The organism is Caulobacter sp. 05L422, from assembly GCF_056397765.1.
The window spans coordinates 19,457-32,302 of the sequence record NZ_JBFTOB010000015.1 but is presented as its reverse complement, the minus strand read 5'-3'; the positions used below and the strand labels follow the sequence as shown (position 1 = coordinate 32,302).

Annotated in this window: 15 protein-coding genes; 14 read left to right on the top strand and 1 reads right to left on the bottom strand. The window is 68.6% G+C overall.

Going from position 1 to position 12,846, the window contains the following annotated elements:
- The first annotated feature begins 127 nt into the window (after positions 1 to 127).
- On the top strand, positions 128 to 1,162 hold the full coding sequence (trpS, locus tag AC1DMQ_RS15210) for a tryptophan--tRNA ligase (RefSeq protein ID WP_477034393.1): 1,035 nt from the start codon (positions 128 to 130) through the stop codon (positions 1,160 to 1,162).
- 6 nt (positions 1,163 to 1,168) lie between these two features.
- Here the strand turns inward: trpS and AC1DMQ_RS15205 are convergent, their stop codons facing one another.
- Positions 1,169 to 2,434: a cytochrome P450 gene (locus AC1DMQ_RS15205; protein ID WP_477034392.1), complete on the bottom strand. Its 1,266-nt coding sequence runs from the start codon at positions 2,432 to 2,434 to the stop codon at positions 1,169 to 1,171.
- Positions 2,435 to 2,554: 120 nt separating this feature from the next.
- Here AC1DMQ_RS15205 and AC1DMQ_RS15200 point away from each other — a divergent pair, with 120 nt between their 5' ends.
- From AC1DMQ_RS15200 to AC1DMQ_RS15140, 13 genes are all read left to right on the top strand, one after another.
- Positions 2,555 to 3,142: a NifU family protein gene (locus tag AC1DMQ_RS15200; protein WP_477034391.1), complete on the top strand. Its 588-nt coding sequence runs from the start codon at positions 2,555 to 2,557 to the stop codon at positions 3,140 to 3,142.
- Between the two features lie 99 nt (positions 3,143 to 3,241).
- Complete coding sequence (locus tag AC1DMQ_RS15195) at positions 3,242 to 3,829, top strand: malonic semialdehyde reductase (protein WP_477034390.1); 588 nt, start codon at positions 3,242 to 3,244, stop codon at positions 3,827 to 3,829.
- 140 nt (positions 3,830 to 3,969) lie between these two features.
- Entirely contained in the window at positions 3,970 to 4,620 is a 651-nt protein-coding gene (locus AC1DMQ_RS15190) for a DUF1131 family protein (RefSeq protein ID WP_477034389.1), read from the top strand.
- 4 nt (positions 4,621 to 4,624) lie between these two features.
- The gene (locus AC1DMQ_RS15185; RefSeq protein ID WP_477034388.1) at positions 4,625 to 5,269 is read left to right on the top strand and encodes a DUF1131 domain-containing protein; all 645 of its coding nucleotides are present in this window, start codon (positions 4,625 to 4,627) and stop codon (positions 5,267 to 5,269) included.
- A complete protein-coding gene (gene tsaB, locus AC1DMQ_RS15180; protein WP_477034387.1) occupies positions 5,266 to 5,907 on the top strand; it encodes a tRNA (adenosine(37)-N6)-threonylcarbamoyltransferase complex dimerization subunit type 1 TsaB in 642 nt (213 codons plus the stop codon). Before AC1DMQ_RS15185 ends, tsaB begins: the two co-directional genes overlap by 4 nt.
- On the top strand, positions 5,904 to 6,356 hold the full coding sequence (gene rimI, locus AC1DMQ_RS15175; RefSeq protein ID WP_477034386.1) for a ribosomal protein S18-alanine N-acetyltransferase: 453 nt from the start codon (positions 5,904 to 5,906) through the stop codon (positions 6,354 to 6,356). Before tsaB ends, rimI begins: the two co-directional genes overlap by 4 nt.
- Before the next feature lie 74 nt (positions 6,357 to 6,430).
- The gene (locus tag AC1DMQ_RS15170; RefSeq protein WP_477034385.1) at positions 6,431 to 6,838 is read left to right on the top strand and encodes a Fur family transcriptional regulator; all 408 of its coding nucleotides are present in this window, start codon (positions 6,431 to 6,433) and stop codon (positions 6,836 to 6,838) included.
- A gap of 175 nt (positions 6,839 to 7,013) precedes the next feature.
- Entirely contained in the window at positions 7,014 to 8,366 is a 1,353-nt protein-coding gene (gene miaB, locus AC1DMQ_RS15165; protein WP_477034384.1) for a tRNA (N6-isopentenyl adenosine(37)-C2)-methylthiotransferase MiaB, read from the top strand.
- Positions 8,363 to 9,307, top strand: coding sequence for a PhoH family protein (locus AC1DMQ_RS15160; protein WP_477034383.1), 945 nt, complete (start codon positions 8,363 to 8,365; stop codon positions 9,305 to 9,307). Before miaB ends, AC1DMQ_RS15160 begins: the two co-directional genes overlap by 4 nt.
- A gap of 32 nt (positions 9,308 to 9,339) precedes the next feature.
- On the top strand, positions 9,340 to 9,798 hold the full coding sequence (gene ybeY / locus AC1DMQ_RS15155; protein WP_477034509.1) for an rRNA maturation RNase YbeY: 459 nt from the start codon (positions 9,340 to 9,342) through the stop codon (positions 9,796 to 9,798).
- 12 nt (positions 9,799 to 9,810) lie between these two features.
- On the top strand, positions 9,811 to 10,731 hold the full coding sequence (locus tag AC1DMQ_RS15150) for a hemolysin family protein (RefSeq protein ID WP_477034382.1): 921 nt from the start codon (positions 9,811 to 9,813) through the stop codon (positions 10,729 to 10,731).
- Positions 10,728 to 12,305 carry an apolipoprotein N-acyltransferase gene (gene lnt / locus AC1DMQ_RS15145; RefSeq protein ID WP_477034381.1) on the top strand — a complete coding sequence of 526 codons (1,578 nt, stop codon included), beginning with the start codon at positions 10,728 to 10,730 and terminating at the stop codon, positions 12,303 to 12,305. The genes AC1DMQ_RS15150 and lnt overlap by 4 nt, the downstream gene beginning before the upstream one ends.
- A gap of 53 nt (positions 12,306 to 12,358) precedes the next feature.
- A complete protein-coding gene (locus tag AC1DMQ_RS15140) occupies positions 12,359 to 12,790 on the top strand; it encodes a helix-turn-helix domain-containing protein (protein ID WP_477034380.1) in 432 nt (143 codons plus the stop codon).
- Positions 12,791 to 12,846 lie beyond the last annotated feature (56 nt).

Genomic DNA, 12,846 nt, shown 5'->3' with positions numbered 1-12,846 from the left:
CATGGCTTCGATCGGTTCTTCCGCGCCGCGATGGCGCAGCTTCCTCTGATCCGTTCCGCCGCGGCCTGCACGCGGCTCGCGTTTTCACGCGTCCGCCATACCGCTTTCGATATCCAAGGCTGAAGCCATGACCGACCACACTCCCGTCCCCTATGCGGGCCCGACCCGCGTGCTCTCCGGCGTCCAGCCGTCCGGCGCCCTGCACCTGGGCAACTACCTCGGCGCCCTGGTGAAGTTCGCCAAGCTGCAGCACGAGATGGACACCTTCATCTTCGTGGCCGACCTGCACGCCATCACCGTCTGGCAGGACCCGGCCCTGCTGGCCCAGCAGACCCGCGAGATCGCCGCCGCCTACCTGGCCGCCGGCCTCGACCCGGCCAAGGCGACGATCTTCCCGCAGTCGGCGGTGCGCGAGCATTCCGAACTGGCCTGGATCTTCCAGTGCACGGCCCGCCTGGGCTGGCTGGACCGCATGACCCAGTTCAAGGAGAAGAGCGGCAAGCACAAGGAGCGCTCGAGCGTCGGCCTCTACACCTATCCGGTGCTGCAGGCCGCCGACATCCTGGTCTACAAGGCCACCCACGTGCCGGTGGGCGAGGACCAGAAGCAGCACCTGGAGCTGACCCGCGACATCGCCGGCAAGTTCAACCACGACTACGGCATCCCGGCCTATTTCCCGCAGCCCGAGCCGCTGATCCAGGGTCCCGGCGCCCGGGTCATGAGCCTGCGCGACGGCTCGGCCAAGATGAGCAAGTCCGACCCGTCGGACTACAGCCGCATCAACCTGACCGACGACGCCGATGCCATCGCGACCAAGATCAAGAAGGCCCGCACCGATCCGGAGCCGCTGCCCGAGACCCTGGACGAGCTGGCCGCCCGTCCCGAGGCCGACAACCTCGTCGGCATTTTCGCGGCGCTGTCGGGTCGGACCAAGGCCGAGGTGCTGGCCGAATACGCTGGCAAGGGCTTCGGGACCTTCAAGCCGGCCCTGGCCGAGCTGTCGGTCGAGAAGCTGGCCCCGGTCGGCGAGACCATGCGCCGCTTCCTGGCCGACCCGACCGAGATCGACCGCATCCTGAAGGCCGGCGCCGAGCGGGCGAGCGAGGTCGCCGCGCCGACGGTGGCCGAGGTGAAGAAGCTGGTCGGGTTCTGGGGGGCCTAAGACCCCTCAGAGCCGGCTCGGAATCCTTACCGGCAGGCTCTCATACCCCTTCACGAAGCTGGAATAGACGCGCTTGGGCTCGCCCATCACGTCGATCTTCGGGAAGCGCTTGAGGATCTCTTCCCAGATGATCTTCAGCTGCAGCTCGGCCAGGCGGTTGCCGACGCAGCGGTGGATGCCGAAGCCGAACGACAGGTGGCGGCGGGCCTGGGGGCGGTCGATCAGGAAGGCGTTGGGGTTGTCGATGACGGTGTCGTCGCGGTTGCCCGAGACGTACCACATCACCACCTTGTCGCCCTTCCTGATGGTCTTGCCCGACAGCTCGAAGTCCTCGATGGCCGTGCGGCGCATATAGGCCAGCGGGGTCTGCCAGCGGATGATCTCGGAGACCATGTTGGGGATCAGCGACGGGTCGGCCCGCAGCTTGGCCTCTTGGTCCGGGTTCTGGCTCAGGGCCAGCAGGCCGCCGGTGATCGAGTTGCGGGTGGTGTCGTTGCCGCCGACGATCAGCAGCAGGATGTTCCCCAGATATTCGAACGGCGGCATGTTCCGCGTCGCCTCGCCGTGGGCCAGCATCGAGATCAGGTCGTTGCCGGGCTCGGTGCTGTTGACCCGCTGGTTCCACAGCTCGGTGAAGTAGGCCAGGCATTCCAGCAACTCGGCCCGGCGCTGGTCCTCGCTGTCGACGATCCCGGCGCCCGGCACCGCGGTGGTGACGTCGGACCAGCGGGTCAGCTTGCGGCGCTCCTCCCAGGGGAAGTCGAACAGGGTGGCCAGCATCTGGGTGGTCAGCTCGATCGACACCTTGTCGACCCAGTCGAAGGTCTCGCCGATCGGCAGGTCGTCGAGGATGCCGCCGACCCGCTCGCGGATCGTGCCCTCCAGCAGCGCCAGGTTCACCGGCGAGACGATCGGGCTGACGGTCTTGCGCTGGATGTCGTGCTTGGGCGGGTCCATGGCGATGAACATCGGCAGGACGAAGTCCTCGTCGAAGTTCCGAATGGTGATGCCGCCGAAGCTGCTGTCCGACGAGAACACCTGGTGGGTGGTGTCGACGGTCATGATGTCGTTGTAGCGGGTGATCGACCAGTACGGCCCGTGCTCGCTTTMGGCGCAGTAGTGCACCGGGTCCTCGGCCCGCAACCGCTCGAAATAGGGCCAGTGGGCGTCGGCCTGGAACAGCGCCGGGTCGGCGACGTCGATCTGCTCCAGCGGCATAGCGTAGGCTTTTGCCCGGGCATCAGCCGAAAGATCGATGGCTCCGTCGCTCATGGCGACCTCCCGTGAAACAACTGTTTCGACGATGGAGCCATAACGCGGTTCGTTTGTCACGATGACGCAAGCGGCAGCCAGCCTCTTGTCCCGGGGCCCCGAGAGGTCCATTTCTCCGGCATGTTCATCCAGACCGAAACCACGCCCAATCCCGAGGTCCTGAAGTTCCTGCCCGGCCGCGAAGTGCTGGGAGCCAATAATCCTTTGGGGAGCGCGCGGGAGTTCAAGACGGCCGAGGAGGGCGACGCCTCGCCCCTGGCCGAAGCTCTGTTCCGTCTGGGCGACGTCAACCGCGTGTTCTTCGGCCCGGACTTTCTCACGGTGACCAAGGCCGAGGGCGCGGAGTGGCCGCACCTGAAGGCGCCGATCCTGGCCGCCATCATGGACCACTTCACCAGCGGCCGACCCCTGTTGCTGGACGCGACCGCCGAGAGCGGCCACGACGAAGACGGCGTCTATGACGACGAAACCTCGCAGATCGTCGCCGAGATCAAGGACCTGCTCGACACCCGCATCCGCCCGGCCGTGGCCCAGGACGGCGGCGACATCGTGTTCAGCAAGTTCGAGCCGGCCACCGGCGTGGTCTGGCTGCACATGCGCGGCGCCTGCTCGGGCTGTCCGTCGTCCTCGGCCACGCTGAAGGCCGGCGTCGAGAACATGCTCAAGCACTATGTGCCCGAAGTGACCCGGGTCGAGCAGACGCTTTAAGCGCTCCCAGAAAAACTTCGCCAGGACGATCTTGCGAGCGTTCGGCTGAGTGGATACTGTAACTACAAGAGTTACTGATATCGCCCTTGAGGATCGTTCATGGCCAAGCTTGAAACCGCCGCGCTCAATCAGCTGTTCACAGAGGCGCGCACGCGCAACGGCTGGAGCGACCAGCCAATCCCGGAAGCGGTCCTGCGCGAGCTGTACGACCTGGTGAAGTTCGGCCCGACCGCCGCCAACACCACTCCGGCGCGCTTCGTGTTCGTGCAGAGCCCCGAGGCCAAGGCCAAGCTGGCGGCGCTGTCGTCGGGCTCGAACGGCCCCAAGATCCTCAAGGCCCCGGTCACGGTGATCGTCGGCTACGACCTGGATTTCCCCGAGACCCTGGATCGCCTGTTCCCCAACGCTCCCGGCGCCAAGCACTGGTTTGGCGACCCCGTGGCCAAGGAGGTCGGCGCGCTGCGCAACAGCTCGCTGCAGGGCGGCTATTTCATCCTCGCCGCCCGGGCCCTGGGCCTGGACGTCGGCCCGATGTCGGGCTTCGACAACGCCGGCGTCGACGCCGCGTTCTTCGCGGGCGCCAACATCAAGTCCAACTTCATCGCCTCGATCGGCTACGGCACCGAAGAGAACCTGTTCCCGCGCAATCCGCGCCTGGACTTCGAGGAAGCCGCGCAGATCGTCTGAAAATAGTCTGTCATCCCGGAAGCGGCGCAGCCGCTATCCGGGACCGACTTGGAGCGCGGCGTTCGGGTCGGTCCCGGATCTTCGCGCTCCGCGCTCGTCCGGGATGACATGAGCATGCATGCACATGCTAAAAGGCGCCCATGACCCAGCGCCTCGCCCTGATCGCCGCCCCGCTGCTGCTGCTCGCCGCCTGCGGCCCCGCCAAGCAAGCCGACACCGCGCCGCCGCCGGCGGCCTCGGGTTCCGAAGTCCCCAAGTCCGGACCGGTCGCCATCGCGGTCACGCCCTATGTCGGCGGGCCGCTGCGCGTGCGCGCCGACGGCGTGGGGCCGATCACCGGCGAGACGGCCTTCGACCTGGCGACGATCAAGGCCCTGTTCCCCAAGGCGGTGGCCAAGAGCGCCTTCATCCACGTCGGCGAAGGCCCGCCCGGACCGATCATCACCGTCGAACAGGACAACGTCCCGCTGCTGGAGATCGGCAAGGGCGTCGAGGGCGGCATCGGCGAGATCCGCCTGGCCGGCGGTCCGGTCGAGGGCCCGAAGGGCGAAGCCCTGCTCGGAAAGTGGGCCGACCTCGGCTTCGACATCGCCCAGTGCCGGGCCGGCGAGGGCCGCACCGTCAACCAGACCGTCTGCGTGCGTCCAGAGGCTCCGACCGTGTCCTACGTGTTCGGCGTGCCGGGCTGGACCCAGGGCGGCCTGCCGCCGGTCGACGTTCTGAAGGCCAAGGGCCAGCTCAACGAATTCGTCTGGCGTCCGGCCGAGCAGGCGGCGGTCGGCGCGGCCTGATCCGATGTTCCGCTTCTTGATCCTGGTCGCGCCTTTGCTGGCGCTGGCCGCCTGCGGCCCCGCCGACAAGTCCGAGACGGCCTCGCCCGCCGCCGCGCCGCCGGCGCCGGCCACGGTGATTTACAAGACCGCCACCGGGGTCGATGTCTTCACGCCGTATCAGGGCGGGCCCCTGGCGCTGGACGAGTTTTCGGTCGGTCCGATCATGGCCCAGACCACCTTCGCGGCGGCCGCCATCGAGCCGCGCTTCCCGAAAGCCGTGGTGAAATCCGCCTTTCTGCACCAGGAGACGGGCGAACCGACGCCGATCATCACCGTCGAGCAGGACGGCGGCGTGATCGAGATCCAGGGCAACCCCGGCACGGTCACGGTCGGCGACGTTCGCGTCACCGGCGGAACGCCGAAGGGACCGCGCGGCGAGACCCTGATGATGAAATGGGCCGACGCCGACATGGACTATCCGCGCTGCTGGATGGGCAAGGACCGCGACGTCCACGCCGTGATCTGCACCCAGCCCGGCGAGCCGGTCCTGCGCTATGTGTTCGGCGTCCCCGGTTGGACCCAGGACGCCATGCCGCCTGAAGCGGTGCTGCGCGAGAAGGCCGTCCTGCGTGAGTTCCTCTGGCGCGGCGGGGCTCCGAGCCAATGATCCTGTCCATCGACACCTGCCTGGCCGCCAGTTCGGTCGCGATCCTGGACGGCGACACGGTCCGCGCCGTCCGCAGCGAGCCCATGACCCGCGGCCACCAGGAGCGCATCGCCGTCCTGGCCCGCGAGATCGCGGCCGAGGCGGGCGTGAAGTTCGCCGACCTGACCCGCATCGCCGTCACCGTCGGCCCGGGCTCGTTCACCGGCCTGCGGGTGGGGCTGTCGTTCGCCAAGGGCCTGGCTACGGCCCTGTCGATCCCCTGCGTCGGGGTCAACACCCTGGAGGCCCTGGCCGCCTCGGTCACGGCGACGGGTCTGGTCGCCGGCGTGCTCGACGCCAAGATGGGCCAGGTCTATCTGCAGGTCTTCGACGGCGGAAAGGCCCTGATGGCTCCCGACGCCCTGGAGGTCGGGGTCGCCGCCGCGCGCCTGGCCGAGCTCTATTCGGGCGGTCCGGCCACCCTGGTCGGCTCGGGCGCGCCGCTGATCGCCGACGTCCTGCCCGACGCCGCCGTGCTGACTCCGGCCTATGCCGATCCGGTCGCCGTCGCCCGCCTGGCCGCCGCGAGACCGGCCCCTAGTCATTCGCCCCGGCCGCTCTATCTGCGCGCGCCCTATGCCGTGGCGCCCGCCGCATGATCCTGCGTCCCGTCGGGCTGGAAGCCTGCTTCACCCTCGCCGACCTGCACGACCGCGCCTTCGACCGGCCTTGGTCGGCCGAGGAATTCGAAACCCTGCTCAAGGGCCCGGGCGCCTTCGCCGTGCTGGGCGCGGCGGGGGAGCCGGAAGAGGCAAAGGGTTTCATCCTGTGCCGCGCGGTCGCCGGCGAGGCCGAGATCCTGACCGTGGCCGTCGATCCGGCCGCCCGCCGTCGCGGCTGGGGCGCGGCCCTGGTCGAGATGGCGGCCGGCATTGCCCGGGAAGCCGCCGCCTTCGAGATGTTCCTGGAGGTCGCGGCCGACAATCTGGCGGCGATCAAGCTCTACGAGGCCACCGGTTTTGAGCGCGTCGGCCTGAGAAAAGGCTATTATCCCCATCCCGATGGGGCCAAGGACGCGGTGGTGATGCGTCGGGTGCTTAACAGCTAGCGGCTGAGCCCCTATCTTGCCCGCGAATCTCGCCCCCGACTGTCGTTTGGGTTCATCTTTCCGGAGACGCCGCCGTGGATCGCCTCGAAAAGCTCTGCATCGAAAAGGGCATGCGCATGACCGACCAGCGTCGGGTCATCGCCCGCGTGCTGTCGGCGGCCACCGACCATCCGGACGTCGAGGAGCTGCACCGCCGCGCCCACGCCGTGGACCCGCACATCTCGATCGCCACGGTCTATCGGACGGTTCGCCTGTTCGAGGAGAGCGGCATCATCGAGCGCCACGACTTCCGTGACGGCCGCTCGCGCTACGAAGAGACGCCCGATCACCACCACGACCACCTGATCGACATGAAGACCGGCAAGGTCGTCGAGTTCGTGGACGAGGAGATCGAGGCCCTGCAGAACGCCATCGCCCGCAAGCTGGGCTACAAGCTGGTGGACCACCGGCTGGAGCTGTACGGCGTTCCGCTGGAGGACTAGTCCTCGCACTTGCCCCCACCTGGCGGCTTCGCCGCCTGTCCGCCCCCGTAGGGGGCGGAGGACAATGCGCGTCCTCTTCCCCCTATGGGGGAGGAGGGCCGGAGGCCCGGAGGGGGCAGGGGTGTGGCGCCGACGTCCTTGCACGTCGACGCCCCCGCGCCCATAACCTCGCCGCATGAGCGAGACCCCGCAAAAGCGCCTCTATATCAAGACCTACGGCTGTCAGATGAACGTCTATGACAGCGAGCGCATGGCCGATGTCCTGCGTCCGCTGGGCTATGGGATCGTCGACGAGCCGGAAGGCGCCGATCTGGTGGTGCTCAACACCTGCCACATCCGCGAGAAGGCCACCGAGAAGGTCTATTCCGAGCTCGGCTACATCAAGCAGATGAAGAACCGCAAGGCCGAGGCCGGCGGCAAGATGACCATCGCCGTGGCCGGCTGCGTGGCGCAGGCCGAGGGCAAGGAGATCATGCATCGCCAGCCGGCGGTCGATCTCGTCGTCGGGCCCCAGGCCTATCACCAGCTGCCCGAGCTGATCGCCCGCGCTCACCGCGCGACTGGCGAGCGCCTGTCCGCCGACTTCGCCGCCGACGAGAAGTTCGACGCCCTGCCGGCCGAGCGCCAGGTCAACGGCGTGACCGCCTTCCTGACCGTGCAGGAAGGCTGCGACAAGTTCTGCACCTTCTGCGTGGTGCCCTACACCCGGGGCGGGGAGTGGTCGCGGCCGCCGGAGCAGATCGAGGACGAGGCCAAGCGCCTGGCCGACCAGGGCGTGCGCGAGGTCACCCTGCTGGGCCAGAACGTCAACGCCTATGACGGCGGCGGCTACACCCTGGCCAAGCTGGTGCGGCGTCTGGCCAAGATCCCGGGCCTGGACCGCATCCGCTACACCACGAGCCACCCGCGCGACATGGGCGACGACCTGATCGCGGCCCACGGCGAGCTGCCGGAGCTGATGCCCTATCTGCACCTGCCGGTGCAGGCCGGGTCGGACAAGATCCTCAAGGCCATGAACCGCGACCACACGGCCGAGAGCTATGTCCGCCTGATCGAGAAGATCCGCGCCGCGCGGCCCGACATCGCCATGAGCGGCGACTTCATCGTCGGCTTCCCGGGCGAGCGCGACGGCGATTTCGAGAAGACCCTGGAGCTGGTCCGCGAGGTCGGCTTCGCCTCGGCCTTCTCGTTCAAGTACTCGCGACGCCCCGGCACGCCGGCCTCGGCCATGCCCGGCCAGGTGGACGACGCGGTCAAGGCCGAGCGCCTGGATCGCCTCAACGCCCTGCTGGACGAGCAGCAGAAGGCGTTCAACGCGCTGCAGGTCGGCAAGGTCATGCCGGTGCTGTTCGAGAAAAAAGGCCGCAACCCCGGTCAAATCGTCGGGCGCAGTCCCTATCTTCAGGCGGTGCACGCGGTGGGCCCTGACAGCCTGCTGGGCCAGATCGTTCCCGTCCGCATCGAGTCGTCGGCCAAGATGAGCCTGGGCGGCGTGCTCGAGGCCCAATCCATTCCGGAGCCCGCTTGAGCCGTACGCCTGAGTTCCTGCCCCTGTCCGACACCGCCGTCCGCGCCGTTTCCGGTCCGAACGGCCGTCACGCCGCCCTGATCGAGGACGCCTTCAAGGTGCTCATCGAGACCCCGGGCGGCGGGGTGACGATCACCGGCGACGTCAAGGCGCGCTCCAGCGCCAAGCGGGCGATCCAGGCCCTGGCCCATCGGGCCGACGCCGACGACGAGGTAGTCGAGGCCGACGTCCGCGTGGCCGTGGGCGACGCCCACAGCGCCGCCGGCCAGGCCTCGCCGCGCGCCGTGCGCAAGGGCTCGGTCTCGCCCAAGACCAAGGGCCAGGCCAAGTACATGGAGGCCATGGCCAGCCATCCGCTGTGCTTTGGCCTGGGCCCCGCCGGCACCGGCAAGACCTTCCTGGCGGTGGCCCAGGGAGCGGGCATGCTGCTGCGCGGCGAGGTCGATCGCCTGATCGTCACCCGTCCCGCCGTCGAGGCCGGCGAGAAGCTCGGATTTCTTCCGGGCGACCTGAACGAGAAGGTCGACCCCTACATGGCCCCGGTCTGGGAGGCCCTGACCGACATCATGGGCGCCGACCAGCTGCGCCGCCGCCGCGAGAAGCTGGAGATCGAGGTCGCCCCGATCGCCTTCATGCGCGGCCGCACCCTGGCCCATGCGTTCGTCATCGTCGACGAGGCCCAGAACTGCTCGCGCCTGCAGATGAAGATGGTCCTGACCCGCCTGGGCGAGGGCGCGCGGATGGTGGTGACGGGGGATCCGACCCAGGTCGACCTGCTGAACCCCCGCGATTCCGGCCTGGCCCACGCGGTGTCGATCCTGGAAGGCGTCGAGGGCGTGGCGGTGTCGCGCTTCACCTCGGCCGACGTGGTGCGCCACCCGCTGGTCGAGCGCATCGTCAAGGCCTACGACGCCGACGCCCTGCAGACGACGACGCGCTAGATGACGATCACGCCCCCATGATTACGGTAGACATCGAGATCGAGGACGAGGCCTGGACCAAGGCCGAGCCCGAGGTCGAGGCCCTGGTCTGGCGGGCCGCCCAGGCGGTGCTGGACGCCCACGAGGACATCGAGGGCAACGGCATCGTCATCCTGCTGGCCGACGACGACAGCGTCCAGGCGCTGAACCGCGACTTCCGCCAGAAGGACTACGCGACCAACGTCCTGTCCTTCCCCTCGCCCCCCAATCCGGAAGGCCAGATCGGCGACATCGCCCTGGCTTTTGGCGTCTGCCAGCGCGAAGCGATCGAGCAGGGCAAGCCTCTTGCGCACCATTTGCAACATCTGGTGGCGCATGGGGTGCTTCATCTCTTAGGATACGACCATCAGGACGACGCCGAGGCCGAGGCCATGGAAGCGTTCGAGCGCGAGATCCTCGCGGGCTTGGACATTCCGGACCCCTACGCCGAACCCGCGTCCCCAGAGGGATAACCAAGCCAGGGCATGCCCAGCGACGACCAGAGTTCCCCGCCCGCCGGTTCGGCTCGCTTGAGCCGTGGCGTGCGGGCGTTCTTCCGAAAGATGCGCAAGGACCTGGCCGGCCGTGGCGTGCCAGGCTTGGCCGAGACCTCGCGTCCGGCCGATCCGGCCCTGGTCCACGAGGTCGACATGGTCGACCAGGCCGAGGCCTTCCAGACCCTGCGGGTGGCCGACGTGATGACCCCGCGCGCCGACATCGTGGCCGTCGAGGTGGGCGCGCCGTTCGAGGCGGTTGTGGCCCAGTTCACCGAGGCCGAGCATTCGCGGATGCCGATCTATCGCGAGACGCTGGACGACCCGGTGGGCGTGGTCCACGTCAAGGACGTGTTCCGCCTGCTGGCCAATGACGACAAGCGGCCGAGCCCGACCGACCAGATCCTGCATCGGCTGCGGCGCGAGGCGCTGTACGTGCCGGCCTCGATGCGGGCCGCCGACCTGCTGCTGCGCATGCGCACCAGCCGCATCCACATGGCCCTGGTCATCGACGAGTTCGGCGGCACCGACGGCCTGGTGACCATGGAAGACCTGATCGAGGCGGTGGTCGGCGAGATCGACGACGAGCACGACGACGCCCAGGTCTCCAACATCGTCGCGCGTCCCGGCGGCCTGTTCGAGGTTGACGCCCGCGCGCCGCTGGAAGACCTGGAAGCCGCCCTCGACACCGATCTGGCCCCGCCGGACATGGAAGAGGACATCGACACCGTCGCCGGCCTGGTCGTGGCCCTGGCCGGCCGGGTGCCGCAGCGGGGCGAGGTGATCGCCCACCCCGCCGGCTTCGACCTGGAGGTCGTCGAGGCCGATCCGCGCCGCGTGCGACGGGTCCGGGTTCGCCCAGCGGCCGTGGCCGAGCCGATCGTCGCGCCCGGCCGCGTGACCGCTTCGTGAACCTGCCGGCCCTGCCGAAGCTGACGCCGTGGCGGGTCCGGGGCCTGGCGTTGGCGGCCGGTCTGGCCGCCGCCCTGGCCCATCCGCCGTTCGGGATCCTGCCGGGGCTGCTGGGCTATGCGGCGCTGCTGTGGCTGCTGGACGCCGTCGACGGACCCCGGCCCCTGCGCTCGGCCTTCTTCCGCGGCTGGCTGACGGGGCTCTCCTATTTCGGCCTCTCCACCTGGTGGATCGCCGAGGCCTTCATGGTCGACGCCGCCAACCAGGGCTGGATGGCCCCGTTCGCGGTGGCCGCCATGGCCGCCGGCATGGCGCTGTTCTGGGGACTGGCGGCGGTGCTCTACCGCCTGATCCGTCCCGCCGGCGTGCGGCGGCTGCTGGTGTTCGCCGGGGCCTTCGCGGCCCTGGAGTGGACGCGCGGCCACATCCTGACCGGCTTTCCCTGGAACCTGCCGGGCGAGACCTGGCGGGCGGGCTCGGCGGTGTCGCAGTTCGCGGCGGTGGTCGGCGCCTACGGCCTGACCTGGATCACCCTGGCCATCGCCGCCGCTCCGGCGGTGTGGCGGGACGGCAGGCGGGGGCGGATCGCCGTCGGATCGGCCGCCGCCGCCCTGGCCGCGCTCTGGATCGGCGGCGCCGTCGTCCATTCGGCCGCGCCGAGCAGCTCCGACCCGCTGAGCGTCCGCATCGTCCAGGCCGACATCCCGCAGGAATCCAAGTGGGACGCCGCCCGGTTCGCCCAGATCGTCCAGGCCTATGTCTCGCTGACCGCCAGGCCCTACGCCGGCGAGCCCGCCGACATCGTGATCTGGCCGGAGGGCGCCCTGCCGCTGGCCATCAACGACTACATGGTCCCCGGCAGCTGGGTGCGGCAGGCGATCGTCGACGCCCTGCGGCCCGGCCAGCTGATGCTGATCGGCGGCTACCGCTACGAGGGAACGCCCGACAAGCCGGTCTATTACAACAGCCTGGTCGCCCTGCGCCGCACGGCCGACGACGTCGAGGTGGTCGGGATCTACGACAAGCACCGACTGGTGCCGTTCGGGGAATACCTGCCCGCCGACGCCCTGATGACCCGGCTGGGCGTCAAGAGCATGGCCCATCTGGGCGACGGCTTCGCCACCGGGCCGGAGCCCCGGCCGCTGCGCGTGGCGCCCAACCTGCTGGTCCAGCCGCTGATCTGCTACGAAAGCCTGTTTCCGCGCCTGGCCAAGCCGGTCCCCGGGGTGCGCGCCATCGTCAATGTCTCGAACGACGCCTGGTTCGGCGTGACGTCCGGACCGTTGCAGCACCTGAACCTGGCCAGCTACCGCGCGATCGAGACGGGCACGCCGATCATCCGGGCCACGCCCACCGGCGTTTCCGCCCTGATCGACGCGCGGGGAAGAATTTTACCCGGCGCCCGCTTGAAACTTGGCGAATCAGGGGTGATCGACGGTAAGGTAAGTGACGTTGGTTCACCGACCTTGTTCACCAAGCTAGGGCACTGGCCTTTCGGATTGCTGCTTTTGGTTTCATTTGCCGCCGCGATTCGCGTTCCAGGAGGTCGAGGCTTGGAAAAAGTTCTAAACTGAAACAGACAAGCTTCCAGATACCCGTGGCTTCCTCCCCCAGTGATTGAAACGGCATGAACACGATTCCTGAAGAACGCTCCCCCAATCCGGTCGACCTGCACGTCGGCGCCCGGATCCGCATGCGCCGCAAGATCCTCGGCGTCAGCCAGGAGCGTCTGGCCGACGATCTGGGCCTGACCTTCCAGCAGGTGCAGAAGTACGAGCGCGGCGCCAACCGCGTCAGCGCTTCCAAGCTGTACGAGATCGCCAAGAGCCTGCAGTCGTCGGTGTCCTACTTCTTCGAAGGCCTGGCCGACCCGACCGACCTCGAGGGCTTCGAGGAAAACGGTTCGGAGCAGTTCGTGCACGACTTCCTGATGACCCCCGAAGGTCTGGAACTGGCCGCGCTGTTCCCGCGCATCGGCAAGTCCCGCGTGCGCCGGCGCATCCTGGATCTCGTCCGTTCGATGGCCGAAGACATGATCGAGGAAGAGCCCCAAGCCTGATTTGGGGCTGATTCAGGCCCGATCTGGGGTCTGAACCGGCGAAAGCCAGCCGGGGC